Raw genomic sequence first — 25,823 nt, 5'->3', positions numbered from 1 at the left:
AAGATGGTATAAAGAAGCCCACTTAACTTTAACACTATCTTTATAGGAAAGTTGATATGCTATTTTTATCAAATGAAGGAGAGGGATTTTGATGACGATTATATCTGGAATAATTGCAGGATTACTGCTTATTTACTTATTTTACCAACTATTTTGGGGGGATCAACGGTGAGTACAATTTTTATCCAACAAACAATCTTTTTTATTGTCTTGATCGGTTTAGCAATTCCACTAGGTATTTATATCCACAAAGTAATGACAAACCAAAAGACAATTTTGACAAAAATGATCCATCCAATCGAAACGAAAATCTACCAATTTTTAGGAACACCAGCGCAAAAAGAAATGACAGCGAAGCAATATAGCTTGAGTGTTCTCTTTTTTAGTTTCTTTTCGTTTATTCTTTTGATGGCTATGCTTTTGGGACAAGGCTTTTTGCCGTTGAATCCTGAAAAATTGCCAGGGACAAGTGTTTCATTGGCGTTTAACACTGCAGCAAGTTTCATCACCAATACCAACTGGCAAGCCTACGCTGGTGAAGAGACATTATCGATCTTTACACAAGCCTTTGGATTAACTGTTCAAAACTTTGTATCCGCTGCTGTAGGGATTGCGGTATTATTTGTTTTACTTCGTGGTTTTACAAAACGGACAACAAAGCAAATTGGCAATTTCTGGCAAGATTTAACAAAAATTATTTTATATATATTATTACCATTATCTTTTATCATTTCCTTACTATTGATTTCCCAAGGTGTTGTTCAAACATTTGCTGGTTCTGTTGAAACGACCAGTCTAGAACTCGGCCAAAAGATCTTTTTACCTTTGGGAACTGTTGCTAGTCAAGTTGCCATCAAACAATTAGGAACAAATGGCGGTGGCTACTTTGGTGACAACTCAGCTCATCCATTTGAAAATCCTAACTTGATTAGTAATTTCATTGAAAATAGTTCGATCCTCTTGATTCCTGCAGCTCTGATCGTTGCTTTTGGACTGTTTGTGAAAGATTGGAAACAAGGTCGAACAATCATGATCGTTTCTCTTGGCTTTTTGATTGCAGCTTTGATTGGTGTGACGTTAAGTGAATATTACGGACCGCAATTTAGTAACGTGATCGGTCAAATGAACATGGAAGGTAAAGAAACACGTTTTGGTATTGGTTGGTCAAGTCTTTGGGCAGTTAGTACGACAGCTGCTTCCAATGGTTCTATCAATGCTATGCTGGATAGCTTCACACCACTTGGCGGATTGATTCCAATGTTCTTGATGCAACTAGGAGAGATTATCTTTGGTGGTGCGGGTAGTGGACTCTATGGAATGATTGTTTTTATCTTGCTTGCTATTTTTATTGCTGGCTTATTAGTCGGAAGAACACCTGAATATCTTGGAAAGAAAATCGAACCTTTCGATATGAAAATGGCTTGTCTAGTGATCTTAACGCCGTTGTTATTGACTTTGATGGGAACGATGTTGTTTGTATTGAATCCACAAGCAATGTCTTGGTTAACAAATCAAGGCCCCCACGGTTTTTCAGAAATTCTCTATGGTTTTTCTTCACTAGCGAATAATAATGGAAGTGCCTTTGCAGGTTTAACCACCGATACGCCATTCATGAATATCCTTGGTGGAATCATTATGATTCTTTCCCGTTTTATCCCGATGTTAGCCGTGATTTATTTAGCCTCTAATTTAGGGAAAAAGAAAATAGTAGCAACAGGTTCAGGCACACTTTCAACGACCAGTGCAACGTTTGTAACGATGTTGATCATTGTGATTTTAGTGATTGGCGCGCTAAGTTTCTTGCCCTCAATGGCATTAGGACCAATCGCAGAACACTTTATGACAAAATAAAGCAAAGAAGGGGAAACAAGTGAAAAATACACAAAGTAAACACAATGTTTATATAGAAGCTTTCAACTCGTCTTTTAAAAAATTAGCACCAACGATTCAATTAAAAAATCCAGTGATGTTAGTTGTTTATCTGGGCGCTATTTTAACGACGGTTTTGTACGTTTTAACGTTTGCTGGCTATACAGATACAGAGCCATTCTTCATTTTAGCGATTGCCATTATTTTATGGCTAACGATTTTATTTGCTAACTTTGCTGAAGCAATCGCAGAAGGTCGGGGAAAAGCTCAAGCGGAAAGTTTAAAACAAGCGAAGAAAGAAGTCACCGCACATAAAGTTGCTTCAATCGAAGACGCTGTAGCAAAAAAATTTACTCAAATCAAGTCCTCCGAACTGAAAAAAGGAGATCTGGTTTATGTAGCATCAAACGAACAAATCCCAATGGATGGCGATGTGATCGATGGTGCGGCTTCGGTGGATGAAAGTGCAATAACAGGTGAATCGGCTCCTGTTATTCGTGAGTCTGGTGGTGACCGTAGTGCTGTCACTGGCGGAACAACCGTTGTTTCAGATTATTTAGTGATCAAAGTGACTGCTGAAAATGGCGAATCTTTTTTAGATAAAATGATCTCTATGGTGGAAGGAACCGAACGGAAAAAAACACCGAATGAAATTGGGCTCCAAATTATTTTGATTATGTTGACGATTATTTTTCTAGTCGTTTCAGCGACATTAATTCCTTTTACCAAATTTTCAAGTGAACTGGTGGGAACCGGTTCTGCTTTAGCGTTAACTACAATTATCGCTTTACTTGTTTGCTTAGCGCCAACGACTATTGGTGCATTGGTTTCTTCTATCGGAATTGCCGGAATGAGCCGCTTAAACAAGGAAAACGTAATTGCGATGAGTGGACGGGCAATCGAAGCAGCTGGGGATGTAGATATTTTATTACTAGACAAAACAGGTACCATCACGCTAGGCAATCGCCGAGCAAGTGAATTTATTCCAGTGACAGGTGTCAGCGAATATGACTTAGCAGATGCTGCTCAACTATCCTCTTTAGCAGATGAAACGGCAGAAGGGCGCAGTATCGTTATTTTAGCCAAAGAACAATTTGATATCCGTGGTCGAGAACTAAATGAAGTAGAGCTTGAATTTATCGAGTTTACAGCAAAAACGCGGATGAGCGGCATCAATTACCAAGGGGACGAAATTCGCAAAGGTGCTGCAGACACGATGAAACAATATGTAGAAGAAAAAGGCAATCGCTATCCAGAAGAATGTGATATTATCGTTCAGCGTGTTGCAAACGAAGGCGGGACGCCCTTAGTTGTCGTCAAAAATAATCAAGTATTCGGTGTGATTTATTTAAAAGATATCGTCAAAAATGGTGTGAAAGAAAAATTTGAAGATCTACGCAAAATGGGAATCAAAACAATCATGATCACAGGCGACAATCCAATGACCGCAGCCGCAATTGCCGCTGAAGCAGGCGTGGATGATTTCTTGGCAGAAGCAACGCCAGAAAATAAAATGAGTTTGATTCGTGACTACCAAGAAAAAGGACATCTTGTTGCAATGACAGGTGACGGTACAAACGATGCGCCTGCGTTAGCCCAAGCAGATGTTGCAGTTGCTATGAATACAGGTACCCAAGCAGCCAAAGAAGCCGGAAATATGATTGATTTAGATTCCAGCCCAACAAAATTGATCAGTATCGTCAAAATTGGGAAACAATTATTGATGACGCGTGGTGCATTAACAACATTCAGTATTGCCAATGATATTGCAAAATATTTTGCGATCATCCCAGTTTTATTTTTCAGTATCTATCCAGCTTTGGATGCCTTGAACATCATGAAATTAACGAGTCCAACAACGGCGATTTTATCAGCGATCATCTATAATGCTGTAATCATCGTAGCGTTGATCCCATTGGCGTTGAAAGGTGTTTCTTATAAAGAAAAACCAGCCAGTAAAATTTTAAGCCACAATTTACTTGTTTATGGAGTAGGTGGCGTGGTAGCACCGTTTATTGCGATTAAATTAATCGATGTTCTATTGACGCTCGTTTTGTACTAAACGTTACTTACCTTAGATTCATAGGCTAGTCTTTCGGAAAAAAGATAAAAATAGAGTCTGGCAAAGAGCGACATTCTTTATTTTTCCTATTTTTCTGTCAAGACTGAACGAGCCTATTCACCTTTAAACGCTATCTAAGTTCATAGGCTAGTCTTTCGGAAAAAAGATAAAAATAGAGTCTGGCAAAGAGCACCATTCTCTATTTTTCCTATTTTTCTGTCAAGACTAAATGAGCCTATTCACCTTTAAAATTAAGGAGGAAATCCCATGAAAAAAATAATGATTGCTTCACTAAAGAGTATTTTATTGTTTACGATAATCTGCGGTGTCATCTACACCGTAGCTGTAACAGCCGTTGGGCAAGTATTATTTCCAGCGCAAGCAAACGGCAGTTTGATCAAAGAAGAAACGGGTATCATAGGGTCAAAATTGATTGGACAATCCTTTTCAGAAGAAAACTATCTCCATGGACGTCCTGAAAAAGTAAGTCAACTATCACCTGTATCTAAAGAACAAAAAACTCGTATTGAGAAACGTGTACAAGAACTTGACGTAGAAGAAGTTCCTATCAATTTCGTTACTGCCTCAGCGAGCGGTATCGATCCTGAAATTTCAATTGAAGCGGCAATGGCACAAGTGGAGCGAATCGCGACGAGTAGAAATATGAAAAATACCCAAGTCCATGCTATAATCAAACAAAATATCACAGGACTTAAAATCGGACCAGTTGATTCACGACGTGTGAATGTTTTAGGTGTAAATCAATCATTGGATAAGTCTAAATAACCGATTGGACTGTCTCAACCTCGAAATAAAGGATGGCATAAATAGTGGAAGATGAACGTTTAGATCCGGAACAGTTACTAGAAAAATGGAAGAAAAACGAACAAAGCCTGAGGTCTGGTCGACTGAAGGTTTTCTTCGGTTATGCGGCAGGTGTTGGGAAAACCTATGCGATGTTAAAAGAAGCCCATGAACAACTTGAAGAAGGCAAAACTGTTTTAGTTGGGTATGTAGAACCCCATGCACGTCCTGAAACGGAAAACTTGGTAGCAGGATTACCCACATTACCAACCAAAAAGTATGAATATAAAGGGATTACGATCAACGAGTTTGATGTAGATGCCGCATTACAAGCAAAACCAGAGATTATTTTGGTGGATGAACTTGCCCACACCAATGCAGTAGGGGCTAGAAATAGAAAAAGATACCAAGACATCGAAGAACTATTAAAAGCAGGTATCGATGTTTATACAACCGTTAATGTCCAACACATCGAAAGTTTAAATGATGTAGTGGAGCAAGTGACAGGGATTCATATTTCCGAAACCGTACCTGATACATTTTTTGAAACCAGTTCATTAAAAGTAGTAGATATTGAAACAGAGGAATTACTAGAACGATTGAAACAAGGCAAAATCTATCATTGCGAAAACGCCAAAAAAGCCATGGCCAATTTTTTTAAAACAGATAACTTAATCGTTTTAAGAGGATTAGCTATTCGCAAAGCATCCGACCATATCAATACAACGAATCAGCAAGAAACACAAAAAAGTACGGGAATCCATTCTAAATTACTCACGATTATCGATGAAAAGAATCCAGACATGACAAAAAAATGCCTCCGCTGGACGGCTCGTTTAGCTCAAGCATTAGGGACGGAATGGATTGCACTGGAGATTTTAGAAGACATGTCTGAACATTCAGAGTCTGACAATTCAAAACTTGCAGCGAAACTTGGTGGTGAAGTGGTCACTTTAGAAAGTGACAACCAGCGAGAGACAATCGTTCAATACGTAAAAATGCGTGGAGTGACGGATGTTGTAATGGGGAAAATCATTAAGCGCTCTCGCTTTATCCGTTTGTATCGACCTGACTTAGAAGATGAGTTGGTTGCCTTTATACCAGATGTGGATATTCATTTAGTTCCTTATCAATCAAACAAGTATTTGCTGAATAAATACGCCACCAAGAAAAAGAACTTACAAAGTATTTTTACTTGGAAAGACCTGTATATGACGATTGGCTTACTCGCTTTAGCGACATTGTTTTCCGAATTGGGATCTTATTTTCATATTGGCGATCAGAATTTAATTTTGATCTATATTCTTTTTGTTTTGTTAGTAGCCAGAATAACAACTGGTTATCTATGGGCGGCGCTCTCTTCGATGGCTAGTGTTTTGATGTTTAACTGGTTTTTCGTCGAACCGCTGTACTCTTTAACCGTTTACAAACAAGGGTATCCAGTAACATTGGTTTTCATGCTACTGGTTGCTTTGTTAGTCAGTAATTTAATGATGCAAATCAAAAAACAAGCATTCTATGCCATGAAACGAGAGCACCAATTAGAGATTTTGTATGAATTGAATAAAAAATATTTAATTGCTCAGGACCAAAAAGAAATCTTCACAACAACAGCTGAATACTTGTCTAATATGCTAGATAGAGAAGTCGTTTTATACGGTGAACAAGAACTGAAAAATCCAGAAGGTGCGCCAATCAAAGGTCCGTTAAGAAGTTTGGAAGAATTAGCGGTCGCTAACTGGGTCTTCATCAACCAAAAACAAGCGGGCTACGGGACGGATACGTTAATGGGAGCCAAAGCACTCTATTTACCGGTTTTATCAAACGGCGTTACGCTAGCGGTCATCGGTATCGAAAAAAGGAATGAAAATCCGATAACAGATGAAATCATTAGCTTTTTAGAATTGATTTCCACGCAGCTTTCGCTCGCAATCGAACAAAATAAACTAACATCAGAACGGCAGCAAATTTTAGTTGAAAATGAAAAAGAACGAATGCGAGGCAATTTACTGCGGGCAATCTCACATGATTTACGAACGCCGCTTACTGGAATATCAGGATCAGTCGAAACGATTTTAAATGATGATGAGACAGCCAAACTTCCGCAAGAAACGAAACGCAGATTACTTGTTGGGATCAAAGAAGATGCAGATTGGTTGATCCGTATGGTGGAAAATTTATTATCGATCACTCGGATCAATGAAGAAACGATGAAAGTTGCTAAAAGCAAAGAAGCCGCTGAAGAAGTTGTTTCAACCGCGATTCAGAGGATTAGAAAAAGCTATCCTCATAGTGAAATCAAGGTCACATTACCTGAAGAGTTTGTACTTGTGCCGATGGATTCGATTTTGGTTGAACAGGTCCTATTTAACTTGATGGAAAATGCAATCAGACATTCGGAGAGCGATTCTCCGATTTTCGTTACGGTTACGTTAACTGAAAAAGAAGTGACTTTTGAAATAACCGATCAAGGTAAAGGATTGACCCCAGAACAACTCAAATTATTGTTTAGTGGCATGACCAAACAAAATACACCCGTCGATTCTAAAAGTGGGATGGGAATTGGTTTATCAATTGTTAAAACCATTATCATGGCCCATGACGGAACACTTAAAGCTGGAAATAGACCCCAAGGTGGTGCGATATTCACTTTCGCTTTACCATTAGAAAGAAAGGAGCAATTAGAATGGCAACGATTTTAATTATTGAAGATGACGATGTGATTGCTGAATTCATGGGTGCTGTCTTAGAAAAAGAAAAGCATACAGTTCATCTAGCACATTCGGCATTGGAAGGATTATCGACCTTTCGGATGTGGCCGATGGATTTGATATTACTTGATCTTGGTTTACCTGATCAAGATGGAATCGAAGTATTGAAAAAAATCCGAGAAACCGCTGCTGTACCCATCATTATTATCTCAGCACGGGATCATGAAAATAATAAGGTCGAAGCGCTAGATTTAGGAGCAGATGACTACATTACCAAACCATTTGGAACGCCAGAATTACTGGCCAGAATCAGAACAGCACTAAGACATGCTGCGAGGAATGCGGGTGTTCAAAACGAAGTAAAACAGCTTAACAATGGTGATTTGTGTATCGATATTGAACACCACACGGTTAGTAAAAGAGGGCAAGTGATCCATTTGACCCCAAATGAATACAAGATTATTCAAGTTCTTGGTGAAAATGTAGGGAAAGTACTGACCCACACGTATATTTCTCAAAAAGTCTGGGGGCCATACAGCAATGAAAGTCAGACTCTAAGAGTAAACATGTCGAATATTCGTAAAAAAATCGAAGATAATCCCGTCGAACCAGAATACATTTTGACTGAAATCGGGATAGGCTATCGAATGTTAGAAAAATAATGTAAAAAGCTAAGGCAATGATTGTCTTAGTTTTTTTGTGACAAGATTACGAGTAGCCAAAGTCAAAGGATGGTAAAATAAAGACGATAGGCTACACGGAAAGAAGGAGGAACGACAATGAATGTTGTAACAGCGATTGATTCTATGAAAGGATCCTTATCTAGTATTGAAGCAAATCAAATTGTTACCAAAGTCTTTTCCGAGCAAGGACATCTAGTCAAAGCCATTGCCATTGCAGATGGTGGTGAGGGGACAGTTGCAGCGGTGATCAAAAATGGTGATGGTGAGAAAATCCCAGCAGAAGTACACGCTTTAGACGGTCAAATCGTGACTGTTGAATTTGGTTGGTTTAGTACCGAAAAGATAGCTGTGATCGAATCTGCTGCGGCTTCGGGGATTCAATATTTAGATGGTACACTGGCGACCCATCCACTCAATACCTCCACATATGGTACTGGAGAATTGATTTTAGCAGCCTTAAATCAAGGGGCTAAAACAATTATCATCGGCTTAGGCGGAACAGGGACAATAGATGGCGGTATCGGATTACTAAGTGCTTTAGGCGTTGAGTTTTTTGATCAAGACAATCAGTTGTTATCTGCTAAAGGAAGCAATGTAGCGGCCATTGATCATTTTTCTGTACAACATTTAGATTCACGTCTAGCAAATACCTCATTTTATAGTGCATCAGATGTCACGAGTCCATTACTAGGTGAAAATGGGGCTGTTTATATGTTTGGCCAACAAAAAGGAGTGGCTGAAAATGAATTGGCTCAGTATGAAAATGGAATGAAGCACTATCAGGAAAAAGTTTACGGAACAAGACTTTCTGTAGCCGGAGATGGTGCAGCTGGGGGACTTGGTTTTGCAATCAGGGTGTTCTTAAAAGGCGTGGTTCAATCAGGTTTTGCCTTTATTTCAGAACAAACAAACTTAGAGGAAGCGATCAGAACAGCTGATTTAGTGATTACGGGTGAAGGGAAAATGGACAACCAAAGTTTACAAGGGAAAGTTCCTATTGGTATTGGACGGATCGCAAAAAAATATAAGGTTCCAGTTGTGGCGTTTGTGGGAAGCTTTACTGGAGATCAACAGCTTTTTCGAGAAGAAGGTATTTCGGTGATTGTGCCAATGGTCGATCGAATAACAACATTGGAGGAAGCGATGAATAATGCAGAAAGTAATTTAGCGAATGCTGCTAGGCGTACAGTGCAACTCTTGACTCTAATGGAGAAATCACTTACCTGAAAAGTGTTCCCGTCGTTTATTCGCATTTAGGATGTGAGACAAAAGTGATTTTTCCTTTTGTCCCACATCCGTTTTTTTTTTATCTCCGCCTTAAGTTCGTCAAATATAGGTCTTAAGTACCATGACAAGGACGGTGTATTCCTTCAAAATGATAAGAGAAGTAGGAGGATAAATGGTGAAAGGTCGAACAATCAGTTAAACACAATTTTGTAGGTAGCGTAGAATGAGAATCAGTGGAGGGGAAAACATGTCTGTAATCGAAGCAAGAGGTATAAAGAAAAGTTACGGCCGCAATGAATCAAAATTTGATGCATTAAAAGGCGTGGATCTAAAAATTGAAGAAGGTGAATCCGTTGCGATCATCGGTAAAAGTGGATCAGGTAAATCAACATTTATGCATATTTTAGCATTATTAGATAAACCAACTTCTGGAGAAATTTTATTAAATGATCAAAACGTAACAAGTATCAGTAAAAAAGAATTAGACAAAACTAGAAATAAACAATTTGGTTTTGTGTTTCAGCAATTTTTTATGAATCCAAAAGATACTGTGTTAAATAACGTGATGTTACCGCTAAAAATCGGTGGCATTTCAAATGGCAAACGCAAAGAAATGGCGCTTGAAGCACTGAAAGCTGTGGAATTAGACGATAAAATCAACAACAAAGCCAATAATTTATCCGGTGGTCAAAAACAACGAGTCTGTATTGCACGTGCGTTGGTAAACAATCCTAAAATTATTTTTGCAGACGAGCCGACAGGAAATCTAGATTCAACAACAGGGGATAAGATTGAACAGCTGTTATTTGATTTGAACAAAGAAAAAGGGATCACGCTGATTATTGTCACTCATGATCCAGACCTTGCAGCACGCTGTGATCGACAAATTCATGTGCGTGATGGATTAATTGTAGGAGGGGATGAGTAGATGAAATTTAGTGATATTTTAAAATCAGCCAGTTCCAATTTAATGCGTAATAAAGGGCGAACGATTCTAACGATCGTAGCTATTTTTATAGGTGCATTTACCATTTCACTAACAACGGGTGTCAATATTGGGGTTAATGATTACATCGACAAACAAGTCGGAAGTGTTGGCGGCCAAAATCAAATCATGATCCAGCCTAAAATGACTGGAGGAACTAGTGAAGACGGTGAACCACAAAAGTATGATGAAACGAAAAAAACAAGCTCAATGCAACAACAAGAAGCGTTAGATAGCAAAGACCTCGAAAAAATCAGAAAGATTGATGGTATCAAAAGCGCAGAAGCAATGAAATCTGTTTCAACTACTTACATTACAGGAGAAAACAATGAAAAATATGTGTTTTCAGGAATGCCAATGGTAGAAGAAATAAATGTAGACCTTGAAGCAGGGAAAGAACTAGATCAAAAAAGTTCAGAATTACAACTCAATTTAGCACCAGAATACGTGAAATCTTTAGGGTATAAATCAAGTGAAGATGCAATCGGTAAAACGGTGAAAATTGCAGCACCTTCTGCGGCTACTGGAGAAGAAAAAGTAGTCGAAGCGACTATCGTTGGGGTGCGTAATACGAGCTTGATCCAAGGCGGAATGTCTTTAATGAACCGTGCTCTTGTTGATGAAATTTCAAAAATCAACGAAGAAGGATTACCAGCAGCGATGACCGGTCAATACGGTTTGATTATGGGTGAAATGAGCAAAGATGTAACCAAATCAGAAATCGCAGATGTAAAAGAACGTTTGGACAAAGCAGGCTACATGGGACAAACAGTTGAAGACCAAATTGGTATGATTCGTAATGTGATCAATGCGATCACAGGCGTCTTAACGATGTTTGGGGCGATTGCATTACTAGCTGCTAGCTTTGGGATCATCAATACATTGTACATGTCCGTGCAAGAACGGACTAGAGAAATCGGTTTAATGAAAGCGATGGGACTTAGCAGTGGGAAAGTCTTCACGATCTTCAGTGTAGAAGCGGCTTTGATTGGATTTTTAGGTTCACTTCTAGGTATTTTAGGAGCTGTTGGTGCAGGTGCATTGATAAATCAAGTCGCAGCGGATTCATTCTTAGAATCCTTGTCAGGCTTTACGCTGATTCAATTCTCGGCTTCTTCATCTGCTGTTATTATTCTAGTAATCATGGGTATCGCATTCCTTGCAGGAACTTTGCCAGCTAGAAGAGCAGCTAAATTAGACCCAATTGAATCATTGCGTTATGAATAAGAGTTACATTACTGAGGCTGGGGCAGAAGGGATTGCTTCTGCTCCCAGCGTTTATTCCCATTTAGGGTGTGAAACAAAAGTGATTTTTTACTTTTGTCTCACACCCATTTTTTGTAAGCATATTTTTTACCTAAATGAAAAAGAAGGAGTATACTAAGTTCACATTTTAATTTAAAGACGGAGGAATTATAAATATGAAAGCAGTAGTGATTAATCAATACGGTAGCAAAGATGAATTAATTGAACAAGACGTGACCTTACCTGAATTAACAGAAAACCAAGTACTTGTTAAAGAGCATGCAACCTCTATCAATCCAATCGACTGGAAATTGAGAGAAGGCTATTTAAAACAAATGTTTGACTGGCCATTTCCAATCATTTTAGGCTGGGATGTTGCAGGTGTTATCACAGAAGTCGGTAGTGGCGTGACGGATTGGAAAGTCGGCGATAAAGTTTTCGCTCGTCCAGAAACAACCCGATTTGGTACGTATGCAGAAGAAACAATTGTTGATGACCATTTATTAGCGAAAATTCCTGAAAATATCTCGTTTGAAGAAGCAGCAGCTGTTCCTTTAGCGGGTTTAACGGCATTACAAGCACTATTTGACCATGGAAAACTTCAAAAAGGCGAAAAGGTGTTGATTCACGCAGGTGCTGGGGGTGTAGGAACGTACGCGATCCAATTAGCGAAACAAGCGGGGGCGTACGTTATTACAACAGCGAGTGAAAAAAATCATGAACTACTCAAAAAATTAGGTGCAGATGAAGTGATTGATTATCATACGACCAATTTCGCAGAAGTCTTAAGCGATATCGATGTAGTCTTTGATACAATGGGCGGAGAGATTCAAAAAGCTAGTTTTTCGGTACTAAAACCAAACACAGGACGCTTGATTTCAATTGTTGGGATTGCAGATGAAGAAGTGGCGAAAGAAAAAAATATCAAAGCAGAAAGCATCTGGCTTCAAACGAATGGAAAACAATTACAAGAAATTGCAGAATTAATGGCTTCAGGCAAAGTAGTGTCAGTGATCGGAGAAGTATTTCCTTTTTCTAGACAAGGTGTTTACGATGCACATGCATTAAGCGAAACCCACCATGCAGTGGGAAAAATTGTCATTAAAATGGCGGACTAACTACACAACAAACCGTCCTCAGCAAAGAAAAATGTTGAGGACGGTTTATTTGGTGGTATTTCCTGCTCTAAAGCGAATCAATTCAAGTAAGCCAGGTAATTCTTGCTGGATGTATTCTTGATTTAACACATATGTTTTGGTTGTTCCTAGCTTGATTTCTTGAATCAGCTGAGCATCCTTAAGCAATTTTATATGGTGAGATAAAGTGGATTTTACAATATTGTATTTTTCTGAGGTAATCCGTTTTTCACCATCAAGTAACAAGCAAGTAAGGATATTCAAACGGATTGGGTCACTGACTGCTTGTAGCGCTTGAAGAACAGGATCCTGGTTGTCGGTCGATTTATTTTTCATAAACAGATTATAACACAAACATTCTACTTTACATATTGCTGAGAGCGTGCTATATTTTTAATGTTCGAAAAAAATCGAACAAAAGGAAGAAATGAGGGATATTATGGAAAACACATATAAAGAAAATAATTTTGATACGATCATGAAAGGGAGAAGATCAATTCGTCATTATGATCCGACAGTTAAAATCAAGCGCGAAGAGATGGAGCAAATCATTAATGATACGGTTAAAGCACCTTCTTCTGTCAATATGCAACCTTGGCGTTTTACTGTGGTTGAAAGTGATGAAGGAAAAGAAGCCTTAGCACCACTTGTTCGTTTTAATAAATTGCAAAATGAAACATCCGCTGCAATGATCGTGATTTTTGGCGATCTAAACAGTTTTGAACACGCAGAAAAAATTTATGGTACTGCTGTTGAACAAAACCTAATGCCACAAGAAGTCAAAGACCGCCAACTAGAAGTATTGAGTCCTTTATTTGAGCAAATGTCGACAGAAGATAAAAAAGAAATGGCGATTATCGACGGTGCTTTAGCGGGAATGAACCTAATGCTTGTTGCGCGTGCTTATGGATATGATACAAATCCAATCGGTGGGTTCGAACGTGAAAAAATTGCAGAAGCCTTGGGAATGGATAAAGAACGTTACTATCCGGTCATGATCGTTTCAATTGGTAAAGCAAATGAAGAAGGTTACCCTTCGTATCGACTGCCAGCAACTGATATCACAACCTGGAAATAGGAGGACCAAGCATGCAAATCATTCCCTTTGTGTTAGCCGTTATTGTTGCAATTGAACATTATTATATAGTGTACCTAGAAATGTTTCAGACAACTTCACCTGCAGCACAACGTTCATTTGGATTAGAACAAGAATTTTTAGAAGATCCCCGAGTACAAATTCTTTTTAAAAATCAAGGATTGTATAATGGGTTTTTAGCAACAGGAATTTTATGGGGCGCCTTTTTTGCTTCAAATAGTTGGAGTGTTGTTACATTTTTTATTGTGTGTGTGATTGTGGCCGCAGTTTACGGGGGAATGACCTCTTCGAAATCAATTCTATTGAAACAAGGTGTACCAGCAATTATCACGTTACTAGCATTAATGATTTTTAAATAATCAAAGAAAAGTTTGAGACAAAATCCATTGTCTTAGGCTTTTTATTTTTCATTTTAAAAAAACTTATAAAAAGTAAGTCAAAACCCTTTACTTACTTTTAGTAAGAGGTTATACTATGAAAGTAATCAAAAAAGAATTCGAATCGAAAAGGAGCAATACACATGACAGAATTTACTCAAGCATTAAAAAAACGTCGTTCAATCTACTCTCTAGGAAATAAACTTCCTCAATCACAAGAAGAAATCAAAGCGTTAGTCAAAGAAGTAGTGAGAGAAAGCCCAACAGCATTTAACTCACAAACACAACGTGTGGTTTTCTTATTCGGTGATGCACATAAAAAATTATGGTCAATCACAGAAGAAGCGTTGAAACCTTTAACACCAGCAGAAGCTTTCCCAAATACACAAGCTAAATTACAAAGTTTTGCAGCTGGAACAGGTACATTGCTTTTCTTTGAAGATATGGATATTGTAAAAAATCTACAAGAACAATTTGCATTATATGCAGACAACTTTCCAGTATGGTCAGAACAAGCAAGTGGTTTAACACAAGCAAATGTTTGGACTGCATTGGCGCAAGAAAACATTGGTGCAAACTTACAACATTATAATCCAGTCATCGATGAAGCAGTAGCAAACGAATGGTCAATTCCAAGCAGCTGGAAATTAAGAGCGCAACTTGTTTTCGGTTCAATCGAAGCCGAAGCTGGCGAAAAAGAATACATGGAAGATAGCGCACGTTTCCTAGAATTTAACTGATTAACGCAAATGGAGGAGAGAAGCATGGCGGTCACACTACCTAAAGAAACGATTGTAAAACAAGTGAAATTGAACGTACAAAATCTGGAGAAAATGACAGAATTTTATACACAGATGATTGGACTTGTTTTACTTAAAAAAGAACTAAAGACAGCTTTCTTAGGTGCACAAGATTCTTCGGAGGCAATCGTTGTGTTGGAAGAACTTGTTGATCCTATGGTAAAAGATAAAACGACGGGATTGTACCATACGGCTTTTCTCTTACCTTCGCGTAAAGATCTAGGCAATAGCTTAGTGTGGCTACTACAAAACAATAGTGAAATTGGCGCGGCTGATCATGGTTACAGTGAAGCGATATATTTAGCTGACCCAGAAGGGAACGGCATTGAAATCTATCGTGATAAGCCGATGACTGAATGGGACATTCGTAAAGATGGAGAAATCATCGGTGTGACGGAAGAGCTAGATGGAGACGCTGTTGTTGCAGCAGCGGATGGAAAATGGTTAGGTATGGCACCTGGATCAAGAATCGGGCATGTTCATCTACAGGTTGCAGATTTAGAGGAGACGGAGACGTTTTACGAAAAACTTGGTTTTTCGTTGAAATCTAATTTTGGCAGACGTGCGAAATTCTTCGCAGCAGGCGAGTACCATCATCATATTGGGACGAACACTTGGAATGGTGAACATGTGGCTCTAATTGGTGAAAATCAGTTGGGCTTGGCGTGGTATACATTCCAGTTGCCATCTAAAGAAGCGTTTCAGCTTTTTAACAAACAACTTGATGAAACATCTGTTGAATATGTGACGGTAAATGAGCAAGTAATGATACAAGATCCAAATGGGATGCAGATTAAGTTTGAGTATTAACTGGAGAGTCAACTTCTTAATGGAGGTTGGCTTTTTTCATTGCGGTTTGATTTAGTCGTGACTTATTAAGATAGAAGAAATGAGAATTGCGTTGAGAAATTTTTTTCTATCACAGTATTTTTGCTAATTTGCTTAGAGTTAGTATAGTTAGAAATTCCATTAACACACTGTTAGATGCAGAATAGTTCAATAGAAACAAAGCGGGTAAGAAAGACTTTTGAAGAGATTCTTCAGCTTTTGAGTTCTTTTATATACGCAGACTTCTTTTACGCTGTTATCCAAGAATAATTAGGTTTAATAATGACTAAATAATGCGTAGTTTTTCTAGGTATTTTACTAGGGAAATTTTTATAGGAAAAGGACTTTTTTACTTTAAGTTTTTTTATAAATCTGTAAGTGCTTATTCAGATTAAATTATTTTTCCCCAGTGGAAGATTCCTATTATAGATTTGTCTAATCCGTTGGTTTGAGAAGATAACATACTCATCAATTGTATTTTTAGAAGTTTGTTTTTCATAAATATTGATTTTCTATTGCTTATATAGGGGATTTTCCTAGTAAAATTTTAGTAAATCCAAAATAGATTATTGATGGTATAGAATACGAATTGCAATGAATCGATCTTTAAGTATGGATTAGATGGGGTGAACTAGTTTTATGTTAAATTATTTTTCCCCAGTGAAAGTTTTCTTTTGTTGAATGTGTTTAATCCGTTGATTAGTGAAGAATGTATGCTCATTCAGTATAAATTTAGAGTTTTGTTTTATCTAAGGAATGACAAAAGATAGGATAAGATTGAAAAAAGCAATGGGTAAGTGATTTGAGAATGACCTAAGGAATTTCTTATTTTAATTGATTTTATGAAGCTCAGTTCTGTAAAAATCTTGGTATTCTTTCTATTAGTTTGCATAAAAAAAGATGTCGATGATTGCTCACCAACATCAGAAAATATAGAGCCTTATTTACCACTATATTTTTTTATTTTTTCTATATCAAAACTTAGTGTTTCAAATAATAAAATACACGGATTCTCATAGCTCAAGTTAGAATCATATCTCTTGTAATCTTCCGATATATTTGTAACATCATCTAGTTCAACTAGTGTAAATGTACCTTTTAAGTTAAGCGTTGTGACATATCCAGCATCAAATTCAGCATAACAAGCTATTGCCGCTTTTGGATTGGCTTGTATATCTTTGACAATATCAGTATTTTTATCTAAATAAAAATACAAGGTTACAAAACTGAATCGGCTCATAATCGATTGCAAAATCAACGTTTTTGGAAATCCATTCTCGTTAATTGTGGAAATACCATATGCGTGTGTATGTTCTAAAATAGTTTCTGCAGTTACCATAGTTTTCCCTCCATATGAATCGTAATTTTAACATAGAAAAAAAGGGAAAAAAAGACCCTATATAAATTAAAAGATATTTTTAATTTATATAGGGTCCGAAGAGAGGCAGACGTCTGTTAGATCTTAACTATCAATTTAGATTGTGTGTATCCACCCTTTCTCTAAGACATATAAGGAGTAGTCAATCTCAATAATGATAGTTATTTCTGTTTTAAAAAATCTAATAGATCATTTAATCTTACAAATTTCCAACGCCAATCTGCCCATACAATGATACCTTCCTTCTGACAGTACCAAGAAAGAAAAATCTTCGTTCAATTCTTGACGTATTTGCTCTAATAAACCTAAGTCCGTTTGAGTATGTGTTATTGATTCACCAATCAACTTTAGTTCATCCTCGATGGATTTTAATTTCAGTCGAGTATATTTTTCAAAACTATCATTATATTTACTTTTTTTAATTTTTTTTTTAATTAAATCGACACCATTATCTGAAATAAGGACGTGTCCATTTTCATACATAATCTCATTTTTATCAATAAATTTTTTTTGATACTTAATAACATCTTTACTAACCTCTAGATTTTTCGCAATATCAAAAATTTTTTCCCAACACAAACAAACACTTCTTAAAAAAATATATCTATTTTAATTAAAAAAAATACAAGTGGAAGAAATCTAGATAACCTTTAATACTAGTTTTAAAACTGGTAAAAAATTTTTTTTGGATAGAGAAATGAAAAATAAGGTAGGGGAAACTCAAAATCTATACTATTTTCATTTTTTTCTTTTGCAAATCATTTGGTTTTAAATGCTTCCTAAGATATGATGCTTGCAAATATAGAATTTAGAAAGGTTTGATTTTTTTGTTCGCTAAATTAAGTAAAAATAAACTGTTAATATTTAAAAAAATTTTTTATTTTATAGGTTTTATAAGTTTCTTTTTTGGAAATGTAAAAGAGGTTTTGGCAGAGAGTGTAACGCCAAATATCTCTTATCCGGCACCTTCAATGGGAAATAAAATTCATGATTATCATTACGATATATTAGTCAGTGGATTTCTATATAATATTTATAATAGTAAAACTGAGGTTGCGGTTTTTCCGGATAATACAGATGCTAGTGAATTTTACTCTAAAAAAACATTAGAAATATATTATGCAAATACAGGGAAAATTGAAACTTATAGTGTGCCTGTAAGAACTGACATCGTAAATGAAAATTCCAATTTTGGTTTACCAAAGGAATCAGTACCAGAATTAGTAAATTTTTTAAGTAACAAAGAGAATGCTGGAATACCAGTTTACTTCAGGTTAAGTAAGGATAACTCAAATCAAGCAGGATATTGGAATGGTCCAAATACTTTTGAGGTTCCATTTGATGCGGATGAACACAAACCAGTGATCAACCAACCAACAGAGGGAGATCAAGTGGTAAGTGGAACAGGCGTACCAGGAGATACCATCGTCATTACAGACGGAAACGGCAACGAGCTAGAAACTGGGACTGTAGATGGAAATGGAAAATTTGAAATCCCAGTCAATCGCCCCTTAGAAAAAGGAGAAACGATTACTGGAACGCCAGAAACAGATGGACAAAAAGGAACACCAGGCACAACAGTAGTAGCAGAAAAACCATTTGATCCAGAAGCCCACAAACCAGTGATCAACCAACCGACAGAAGGCAATCAAGTGGTAAGTGACGCGAAATATTCTAATTCAAACCAAGGTAAAGAAAGATATGTATTACCAAAGATGGGTGAAAAAGACGATCTATTTCTGTATTGTGTTGGGTTACTGTTGATTATATTTATACTAAGTATAATTCTATACAGAAAATCAGATTTTGAAGCAAAATAGTTAAAAAAGCATAGCCCCGTGAACTTAGGTTATTTAAGATTTAAGAAAGTTCAAAGAATTAAACCAATTAATATGAAGAGCTTGGAGCATAAGTTTTGAGACAAAAAAATAGAAGACTGAAAATCCTTTTACGATTTTCGGTCTTCTATTTTTTTAATATTATGAGAATAAAATTTGTTTGTTGGCTTATTTACCTTATATCTTCTTAAATCTGGGACAATTAACAAAAAGCGAGTGAATCCTAAGCAAGCATTCAGATAACGGAAAGCGGGTTTGACGCCGATTTTCTTAGTTAATGTTTTTTTGAATCTTGCAATTCATTAACTCTTTGCTTTTGTATGGTTTCTATTATTCTGTATTAAAAAACATTGGTATATTCACAAATATCAGAAGATAAGGGTTCATTAGATATAGAAAAAATAAAGAAATAGTATTATTTATTAGTTCATAGTTCACTTATTTAAAAATCTATTTTTTTCGTTAATTTCAAATAATGGAAGAGCTAACAAGGCTGATAAGTGAGGCAATATAAGCAATGGAAAAGTTAGAAATTTATAAATTCTGACATGAAAAAAATTGAAGAAATAAAAGAAATTGAATTATGTAATAGTAAAGTTAGATATAAACAAAGAAAAAGAAAAAAAATTTGGATAGTATCATTAGCCTTATTCACAGTCACTTTCCTAGGAACAAGTACTGCTGATTTTCATTTAGTAGGAGCTAATGAAATGATTGTCTATGCTGAAGAAATACCCCAAGAATTGATTATTACAGACAAAGGTACAGGAACTCAATATGAAAAATATTTAGATCCTGATACTGATAATTATATAACGATAGATGCTAATTATAATCGCTACACAAGTGATGAAAATAATCTTTTTATAATAGAGGTTGAAAAATCTACCGGAACGTTATTTGGGGCAAAACTAACCGTTGATACAGGGATTATAACCAACAGAGTAGCTATCCCCACTGATGGTACTGAAATTGTGATAGATGATGCAGCAATCAGCATAGGGGATAATGGGACTACTTTTTCATATATATTAACCAGTAATGTTGGCGATCCTTTTGTAAAAGTATATCAAAATAGCCGGACATTTCAAACTGGTGTTGAAAATTTTGGAGGGATAGGGGTATCTAGCCCATTTGGCCAACTGTATGCAAGATATATACCAAAGAAAAAGACCATTGAGATACGATACCAAGATGAACAAGGAAATACACTTTATCCTACATTGACCAAAGAAGGTTTCGATACAATTGAAACGTACAGTATTGTAGGGGAACCTATTGAAATTCCTGGATATACATTAATACAAGATCCAAAGATAGATCAAGTGCAAATTTCTCAAGATGATAGTCAAAATATAGTTAGTTATATTTATGCATTTGATGCTGAATCCCACAAACCAACGATAGATAAGTTACAAGAAGGTGATACGGTTATTATTGGCACAGGTGTAGTAGGCGACAAAATTATAGTGTCAGATAAAGAGGGAAATATAGTCGGTGAAGGTGTGGTCGGACAAGACGGAACATTTACAATTCCTTTAACTAGTGAAATTCAAGAAGGAGATATAGTTACAGCAACACCAGAAACTAATGGTCAAAAGGGAACTTCGACCGAGATAGTTGTAGAGAAGAACTCATTACTAGATCAAAAAGCAGTAAAGAAAGCCGAAATTGATTCCATTGCGAATGACACAAAAACGGCGATTGACAATGACCCAACGTTAACAACAGAAGAAAAGGAAAATCAAAAAACAACAGTAGACTCAGAAGCTGAAAAAGCAAAAAATGCCATTGATAATAGTACAACCGCGGATGCAATTCAGTCAGCAGGAGAAACTGGTAAAACAGTAGTGAAAGATCAGTACAAACCAGGAACGAGCTTGGACGATCAAAAAGCAGCAAAGAAAGCCGAAATTGATTCCATTGCGAATGACACAAAAACGGCGATTGACAATGACAAAACGTTAACAACAGAAGAAAAGGAAAATCAAAAAACAACAGTAGATTCAGAAGCTGAAAAAGCAAAAAATGCCATTGATAATAGCACAACCGCGGATACAATTCAGTCAGCAGGAGAAACTGGTAAAACAGTAGTGAAAGATCAGTACAAACCAGGAACGAGCTTGGACGATCAAAAAGCAGTAAAGAAAGCCGAAATTGATTCCATTGCGAATGACACAAAAACGGCGATTGACAATGATCCAACGTTAATCACAGAAGAAAAGGAAAATCAAAAAGCAGCAGTGGACTCAGAGACAGAAAAAGCAAAAAATGCTATTGATAATAGTACAACCGCGGATGCAATTCATTCAGCAGGAGGTAAAGGACGAATATTAGTAAAGAATCAGTATAAACCAGGCACTAGTCTGGATGATCCAAAAGAGGCTAAGAAGCCCATAAGTGATTCCGTTACGAATGACGCAAAATCAGTACCAAATACTAATGTTGAAAATAAATCTAGAAAATCAAAAAATAATCTAGGTTCTTCGACTTTACCTAATACAGGTACAAATCAAACAATTTGGCCTAATTTCTGGGGTATGATCCTACTAACTTTAAGCGCATCATTACTTTTTCCTTATAGAAAAAGTAAAACTGTTATACAAAAAAATAATAGTCTGGAAAAATGATGATCTGTTATCTATAAGTGAACGAATAAAGCGTATGTTTTAGCCTATACAAATAAAAAAAAATTCAGAGAACATTTGCTAGGATTTCTTAAGGGTGGGGTGTGACTCATAAGTCATGTCCCATCCTCTTTCCTATAGTCCTTAAATTCGAATCAAGCTCTCGACTTATCGTAATAAAAGATAGTGTATTCAGATAAAATAATCTAGATTATTCATAAAATAAATAAAATTTATTATTTATTTATGTTTTGTTTACAATTTGTTTATATTTAACAAGTATACTAATAGTATACTAATTATTGGAGGTTATTTTATGAAAAAGAAAATTTTTTTCGCTGGATTCATCGTACTCTCTTCGTCACTCTTATTAAGTGTTGGGCAAGCTGACACAGCATTAGCAACTGGTTATTCTGATTCTATCAACTATAGTTTACAACAAAAAGATCCTAATGAGATTTTAGGTTCAACAAATTGGCAAGGAACTATCGTTACTGATGAACAGGGGAATGATGTGACTAGTCAAAATAGTAATTTTATTGGACTAGCTAAGTACGATGCAAATAGCAATCATTATGAATTTTTTGATGCTACAACAGGTCAAACACGTAATGATCGTGGTACCTTTTTTATTACTCAGGATGGAAAGAAGAGAATTCTTTTTTCTGAACTAGGCTATAACGTTGCAGTAGATATGGTGGAACTAAATAATGATGTGTTTACATACAGTAGAACTGGAAAACAAGCGGATGGTTCAGATGGAAAGGTAATCGTAGAACATGTACCATATGCAGGAGCATTAGAGTTTACAACCACATTACCTGAATTGACAACACAAACTGGATCTATTGATCGTTCAAAAGAAGGTAGAAAAATTTTATCTGATCATATCTGGCAAGGAACGGTCGCTTTAGACAAAGAAGGTAGAGATGTTTCAGCTTATAATCAAAGTTATTTAGGATTAGCCCGCTATGATGATCAAACAGGACGTTACGAATTTTTTGACAAAACTACTGGACAAACAAGAGGAGATTATGGTTATTTCGATGTTGTACGAGACAATAAAGTACGTGCCTCACTTTCATTAGGAATGAACTATGGTGCACAATTAGAATTAACAGAAATAAATGACCAACGCTTCACTTATACAAGACAAGGAAAAGATGCACAAGGAAATGATATTCCAATTACGGTTGAACATGAACGTTATACAGGTGAATTTCCACTAGATTTTACCTTCGGAGAAGAGGAGCCTGGAGTAGATAAAACCGTAATTGACGTTACTCAATTTACTAATCGTAAAAACAAAAATCCATTATTGAATCCTATCGTAAAAGAAGCTATTGAAAAAAATACGTATACATTATCTGGTTTATCGAGTTCAATGACAGCAGACGAAGTAGCAAAAATATTAGATGGTGAAAGACTGTCTTATTCAAGAAGAATTTATGGGAATGCGCAACAAGTTCAACGATTTATTAGTACAAATAATATATTTGAATACGTTTATTTTGCTGGGGCTACAAGTAATACTATGACTATTAACTTCGACAATTTAAAAGAGAATGCATTCAAAAAAATGTATCCTACAGCTAAAAAAATAGGAAATGTGTATTTGATCAATGAGAATGTATCAATATCTTTTGAAAAAAATAAACAAAGTGTTACGTTTAAAAACTTTTAAATCCTGAAACGAAAATATAAAGAGTTATGAGTGGAAGATGAAGTATTGTTGCATACCTTTCATTCCTACTATTTCTGATGTTGGTAAGAAATTACCAGCATCTTTTTTGTATAGAAACAGTGATTTTATTAAAAATGCGTTCAGATGAAATGATTGTATAATTTCGTTTTGTTTATATTTTTAAGTTTAAAAAATATTCTTTTTTTATTTGCAAAATTTGTTTGATTTTCATAGGTGGAAAAAAATGAAAAAGAATCTTTCTTCCTTGTTTAAATAACAATAAAATTTATTTCGAAAGTGCTCGTTTCTGATTCATTATTTTTTTAAAAAAGCATAAAAATGTTTTTTTTTTTTTTAGTTTTTTCCGTATAAAAGATTGTAAAATTCAGAATGGTGTATATTTATACTTGTAAAATGAAGTATAAAAAAATGCGATTCACTTTTTTTGAAATGATAAAAACTAAATAAAATAACAGGTGTTAATTAATTAGTTAAACAGCGTATAAAAATAAAAAAATCTTGGTATTTTATATACCAAGAAGGATAAGATGTTTTCTATATTCATTATAGGAAAAACCATACAAAAAAACAAGTCTTTTTTTAATTTAATTTATACAAAATTGAAAAAAAGTTGATATACATGGATTTTTTTATAGCTTTTTATACACCGTCAAATAAGCCGTCAGAGAAAGGAAGAAAGAAATGTCAAGAAAAGGCGAGAATATATATAAAAGAAAAGATGGACGCTGGGAAGGACGCTATAAGAAAGGCCGTAAAGAAAGTGGCCAATTGCAATATGGATATATATACGGAAAAACCTATGGAGAAGTAAAAGAGCGTCTCTATAGTTTTAAACTTAAATATCAAACTATCATACAGTTACATGGAGAAAGTACACTCTCATATGAAGAATGGGGGGGAATATGGTTAAAACAACAACAAGGTCTCATTAAGCACTCTACCTATACTAGCTATCTATATAAATTAAAAAAATATATTTTTCCTGTTATTGGACAAACACCCCTCAATCAACTTACAACTAATCAAATTCAAGAATTAATCGAAGAATTTCAAAAGCGTGATCTAGAGTCAACAACTATCCATGTTTTATACCAAATCCTAAAAAAATCATTAAAAGAAGCCGTTGAACAAAAGCGAATTCTTCAAACGCCTTGTCAGATGATCCGTTTGCCTAAAAAGAAAAAGAACAGAGCCAGTGCTCTTACTAAAAAAGAGCAAGAACGCTTAGAGAAAAAGGCGAAAACATTACCTCTATACAAAGGTCTTCCAGTTCTTTTGGCATTAAATGCTGGGCTGCGTATTGGAGAAATCGCTGCTCTTCGCTGGGAAGATGTTGATTTAGATCAACGTATAATTCATATTCATCAAACATTCCAAAGACTTCCATTAGAAATGGAAAATCAAAAAACGCAATTGGTATTCGATAATTCTAAAACAGAAAGTTCCAATAGAGTTGTGCCTATCAGTTTTAGTCTGTACAAGTATTTAAAAAAATGGAGAAAGAAGGCCCCAGGTGCATATGTCTGTTCAAACAAATCAACACCAAGTGAGCCAAGGCTGTTAACGTATTATTTCCATGAAATACGCGAGATATGCGGCATTAATTCAGTTCATTTTCACCAGTTACGTCACACATTCGCGACACGATGTATAGAATCAAATGGGGATATTGCATCGGTAAGTAAATTATTAGGACATACCTCCACACAAACTACATTAGATATTTATACAGATTCTTTACTTGAAAGTCGACAACAAGTAATTGAAAAGATGGAGTTAGCAAAATCTAAATAAGAATAAAAAAACGAGTGTTTTCGTATAACACAATTAAACTTTGCAAAAAAATGATAACGTTTACCTCTTTTTTAGGTAAATATATAATTTTTTTTCGCTATCATAAAAAATATTTAAAAGGTACTGAAAAAAAAGTGCCTTTTTTTTGTGTGTGCCTTTTTTTTAAGCCGTCATTAATGGTCAATTGTATTAATAGTATGTTTATTATACTAGTGGTACGTCATTTTTTCTTGGTATATAAAATTCTAGGAAAAGCTAATCATATAATTATCATATGATTTCCTGAAATAGTAGTTATAAAGATTACAAATATGAGACATAAAAGAGACGAGTAATCCAAAAGAGAAAATAGTGAGATCGACAACGAATGTTATAGACAAGGAATAAACTATCTCAATTATACACTATCTAGCTAAATAGCAGTTTTTTTTTGACTTTAAAAATAAAATAAAGAGTGTAGAGGATTTACAGGTATAAGATGATTAATAGCAAATTATCAGTTAGAGCAAACAAAAAAATCATTCAGAATCCTTAAAAGAGAGATTAATAAATAAACTCAATACATTAAAACAACCTGAATCAAATGGAAGGATAGAAAGCTTTTGTTACTTCCCTTTTCAATGGGGAAGTGAGACGAACGGAGTTAAAAAGGTCTTTA

The 25,823-nt window shown here is 35.7% G+C and carries 19 protein-coding genes and 1 pseudogene; 17 read left to right on the top strand and 3 right to left on the bottom strand.

The genetic code is table 11. From position 1 onward, the window contains the following. Positions 1 to 168 precede the first annotated feature (168 nt). The 9 genes from kdpA to BCR22_RS05065 all read left to right on the top strand — a co-directional run bounded on the left by kdpA (position 169) and on the right by BCR22_RS05065 (position 12,704). Entirely contained in the window at positions 169 to 1,851 is a 1,683-nt protein-coding gene (kdpA, locus tag BCR22_RS05105; protein WP_069653906.1) for a potassium-transporting ATPase subunit KdpA, read from the top strand. A gap of 19 nt (positions 1,852 to 1,870) precedes the next feature. Then, positions 1,871 to 3,931 (top strand): potassium-transporting ATPase subunit KdpB, encoded by a 2,061-nt coding sequence (gene kdpB, locus BCR22_RS05100; protein ID WP_069653905.1) that lies wholly within the window; start codon positions 1,871 to 1,873, stop codon positions 3,929 to 3,931. Between the two features lie 267 nt (positions 3,932 to 4,198). Next, positions 4,199 to 4,717, top strand: a complete 519-nt coding sequence (locus BCR22_RS05095; RefSeq protein WP_069653904.1) for a potassium-transporting ATPase subunit C — start codon at positions 4,199 to 4,201, stop codon at positions 4,715 to 4,717. A gap of 44 nt (positions 4,718 to 4,761) precedes the next feature. Then, the gene (locus BCR22_RS05090; RefSeq protein WP_069653903.1) at positions 4,762 to 7,437 is read left to right on the top strand and encodes a sensor histidine kinase; all 2,676 of its coding nucleotides are present in this window, start codon (positions 4,762 to 4,764) and stop codon (positions 7,435 to 7,437) included. After that, complete coding sequence (locus BCR22_RS05085; protein ID WP_069653902.1) at positions 7,422 to 8,108, top strand: response regulator transcription factor; 687 nt, start codon at positions 7,422 to 7,424, stop codon at positions 8,106 to 8,108. The genes BCR22_RS05090 and BCR22_RS05085 overlap by 16 nt, the downstream gene beginning before the upstream one ends. Positions 8,109 to 8,225: 117 nt before the next feature. Continuing rightward, entirely contained in the window at positions 8,226 to 9,356 is a 1,131-nt protein-coding gene (locus BCR22_RS05080) for a glycerate kinase family protein (protein WP_069653901.1), read from the top strand. A gap of 247 nt (positions 9,357 to 9,603) precedes the next feature. Continuing rightward, on the top strand, positions 9,604 to 10,284 hold the full coding sequence (locus tag BCR22_RS05075; protein ID WP_069653900.1) for an ABC transporter ATP-binding protein: 681 nt from the start codon (positions 9,604 to 9,606) through the stop codon (positions 10,282 to 10,284). After that, on the top strand, positions 10,285 to 11,568 hold the full coding sequence (locus tag BCR22_RS05070; protein ID WP_069653899.1) for an ABC transporter permease: 1,284 nt from the start codon (positions 10,285 to 10,287) through the stop codon (positions 11,566 to 11,568). 194 nt (positions 11,569 to 11,762) lie between these two features. Next, complete coding sequence (locus BCR22_RS05065; protein ID WP_069653898.1) at positions 11,763 to 12,704, top strand: NADP-dependent oxidoreductase; 942 nt, start codon at positions 11,763 to 11,765, stop codon at positions 12,702 to 12,704. A 45-nt stretch (positions 12,705 to 12,749) separates the two neighbouring features. Here the strand turns inward: BCR22_RS05065 and BCR22_RS05060 are convergent, their stop codons facing one another. Further along, the gene (locus BCR22_RS05060) at positions 12,750 to 13,058 is read right to left on the bottom strand and encodes an ArsR/SmtB family transcription factor (protein WP_069653897.1); all 309 of its coding nucleotides are present in this window, start codon (positions 13,056 to 13,058) and stop codon (positions 12,750 to 12,752) included. 103 nt (positions 13,059 to 13,161) lie between these two features. Here BCR22_RS05060 and BCR22_RS05055 point away from each other — a divergent pair, with 103 nt between their 5' ends. The 4 genes from BCR22_RS05055 to BCR22_RS05040 all read left to right on the top strand — a co-directional run bounded on the left by BCR22_RS05055 (position 13,162) and on the right by BCR22_RS05040 (position 15,805). Further along, positions 13,162 to 13,800 (top strand): nitroreductase family protein, encoded by a 639-nt coding sequence (locus tag BCR22_RS05055; protein ID WP_069653896.1) that lies wholly within the window; start codon positions 13,162 to 13,164, stop codon positions 13,798 to 13,800. Positions 13,801 to 13,811: 11 nt separating this feature from the next. Continuing rightward, a complete protein-coding gene (locus BCR22_RS05050) occupies positions 13,812 to 14,177 on the top strand; it encodes a DUF1304 domain-containing protein (protein ID WP_069653895.1) in 366 nt (121 codons plus the stop codon). A gap of 161 nt (positions 14,178 to 14,338) precedes the next feature. Continuing rightward, positions 14,339 to 14,935 carry a nitroreductase family protein gene (locus BCR22_RS05045; RefSeq protein ID WP_069653894.1) on the top strand — a complete coding sequence of 199 codons (597 nt, stop codon included), beginning with the start codon at positions 14,339 to 14,341 and terminating at the stop codon, positions 14,933 to 14,935. Between the two features lie 24 nt (positions 14,936 to 14,959). After that, a complete protein-coding gene (locus tag BCR22_RS05040; protein ID WP_069653893.1) occupies positions 14,960 to 15,805 on the top strand; it encodes a VOC family protein in 846 nt (281 codons plus the stop codon). A 958-nt stretch (positions 15,806 to 16,763) separates the two neighbouring features. Here BCR22_RS05040 and BCR22_RS05035 read toward each other — a convergent pair. Continuing rightward, entirely contained in the window at positions 16,764 to 17,162 is a 399-nt protein-coding gene (locus BCR22_RS05035) for a pyridoxamine 5'-phosphate oxidase family protein (protein ID WP_069653892.1), read from the bottom strand. A 228-nt stretch (positions 17,163 to 17,390) separates the two neighbouring features. Further along, on the bottom strand, positions 17,391 to 17,780 hold the full coding sequence (locus tag BCR22_RS05030) for a hypothetical protein (protein ID WP_069653891.1): 390 nt from the start codon (positions 17,778 to 17,780) through the stop codon (positions 17,391 to 17,393). 347 nt (positions 17,781 to 18,127) lie between these two features. Here BCR22_RS05030 and BCR22_RS05025 point away from each other — a divergent pair, with 347 nt between their 5' ends. The 4 genes and pseudogenes from BCR22_RS05025 to BCR22_RS05010 all read left to right on the top strand — a co-directional run bounded on the left by BCR22_RS05025 (position 18,128) and on the right by BCR22_RS05010 (position 25,165). Further along, positions 18,128 to 19,021 (top strand): Ig-like domain-containing protein, encoded by an 894-nt coding sequence (locus BCR22_RS05025; RefSeq protein WP_141706536.1) that lies wholly within the window; start codon positions 18,128 to 18,130, stop codon positions 19,019 to 19,021. A gap of 728 nt (positions 19,022 to 19,749) precedes the next feature. Continuing rightward, positions 19,750 to 21,669 carry a DUF1542 domain-containing protein gene (locus tag BCR22_RS05020; protein WP_167351507.1) on the top strand — a complete coding sequence of 640 codons (1,920 nt, stop codon included), beginning with the start codon at positions 19,750 to 19,752 and terminating at the stop codon, positions 21,667 to 21,669. Between the two features lie 313 nt (positions 21,670 to 21,982). Beyond that, positions 21,983 to 22,906, top strand: a pseudogene (locus BCR22_RS05015) (DUF4822 domain-containing protein); the annotation flags it as partial. A 1,146-nt stretch (positions 22,907 to 24,052) separates the two neighbouring features. Then, on the top strand, positions 24,053 to 25,165 hold the full coding sequence (locus BCR22_RS05010) for a tyrosine-type recombinase/integrase (RefSeq protein WP_069653887.1): 1,113 nt from the start codon (positions 24,053 to 24,055) through the stop codon (positions 25,163 to 25,165). Positions 25,166 to 25,823: the final 658 nt, after the last annotated feature.

Source organism: Enterococcus plantarum, from assembly GCF_001730295.1.
GTDB lineage: Bacteria > Bacillota > Bacilli > Lactobacillales > Enterococcaceae > Enterococcus_L > Enterococcus_L plantarum.
This window is presented reverse-complemented; position numbering and strand designations above follow the sequence as displayed.

Excerpts from the sequence above, each read along its gene's own strand:
- BCR22_RS05095 (WP_069653904.1), top strand. The coding sequence starts at position 4,199 with ATGAAAAAAATAATGATTGCTTCACTAAAGAGTATTTTATTGTTTACG.
- BCR22_RS05085 (WP_069653902.1), top strand. The coding sequence starts at position 7,422 with ATGGCAACGATTTTAATTATTGAAGATGACGATGTGATTGCTGAATTC.
- BCR22_RS05080 (WP_069653901.1), top strand. The coding sequence starts at position 8,226 with ATGAATGTTGTAACAGCGATTGATTCTATGAAAGGATCCTTATCTAGT.
- BCR22_RS05075 (WP_069653900.1), top strand. The coding sequence starts at position 9,604 with ATGTCTGTAATCGAAGCAAGAGGTATAAAGAAAAGTTACGGCCGCAAT.
- BCR22_RS05070 (WP_069653899.1), top strand. The coding sequence starts at position 10,285 with ATGAAATTTAGTGATATTTTAAAATCAGCCAGTTCCAATTTAATGCGT.
- BCR22_RS05065 (WP_069653898.1), top strand. The coding sequence starts at position 11,763 with ATGAAAGCAGTAGTGATTAATCAATACGGTAGCAAAGATGAATTAATT.
- BCR22_RS05060 (WP_069653897.1), bottom strand. The coding sequence starts at position 13,058 with ATGAAAAATAAATCGACCGACAACCAGGATCCTGTTCTTCAAGCGCTA.
- BCR22_RS05055 (WP_069653896.1), top strand. The coding sequence starts at position 13,162 with ATGGAAAACACATATAAAGAAAATAATTTTGATACGATCATGAAAGGG.
- BCR22_RS05050 (WP_069653895.1), top strand. The coding sequence starts at position 13,812 with ATGCAAATCATTCCCTTTGTGTTAGCCGTTATTGTTGCAATTGAACAT.
- BCR22_RS05045 (WP_069653894.1), top strand. The coding sequence starts at position 14,339 with ATGACAGAATTTACTCAAGCATTAAAAAAACGTCGTTCAATCTACTCT.
- BCR22_RS05040 (WP_069653893.1), top strand. The coding sequence starts at position 14,960 with ATGGCGGTCACACTACCTAAAGAAACGATTGTAAAACAAGTGAAATTG.
- BCR22_RS05035 (WP_069653892.1), bottom strand. The coding sequence starts at position 17,162 with ATGGTAACTGCAGAAACTATTTTAGAACATACACACGCATATGGTATT.
- BCR22_RS05020 (WP_167351507.1), top strand. The coding sequence starts at position 19,750 with ATGATTGTCTATGCTGAAGAAATACCCCAAGAATTGATTATTACAGAC.
- BCR22_RS05010 (WP_069653887.1), top strand. The coding sequence starts at position 24,053 with ATGTCAAGAAAAGGCGAGAATATATATAAAAGAAAAGATGGACGCTGG.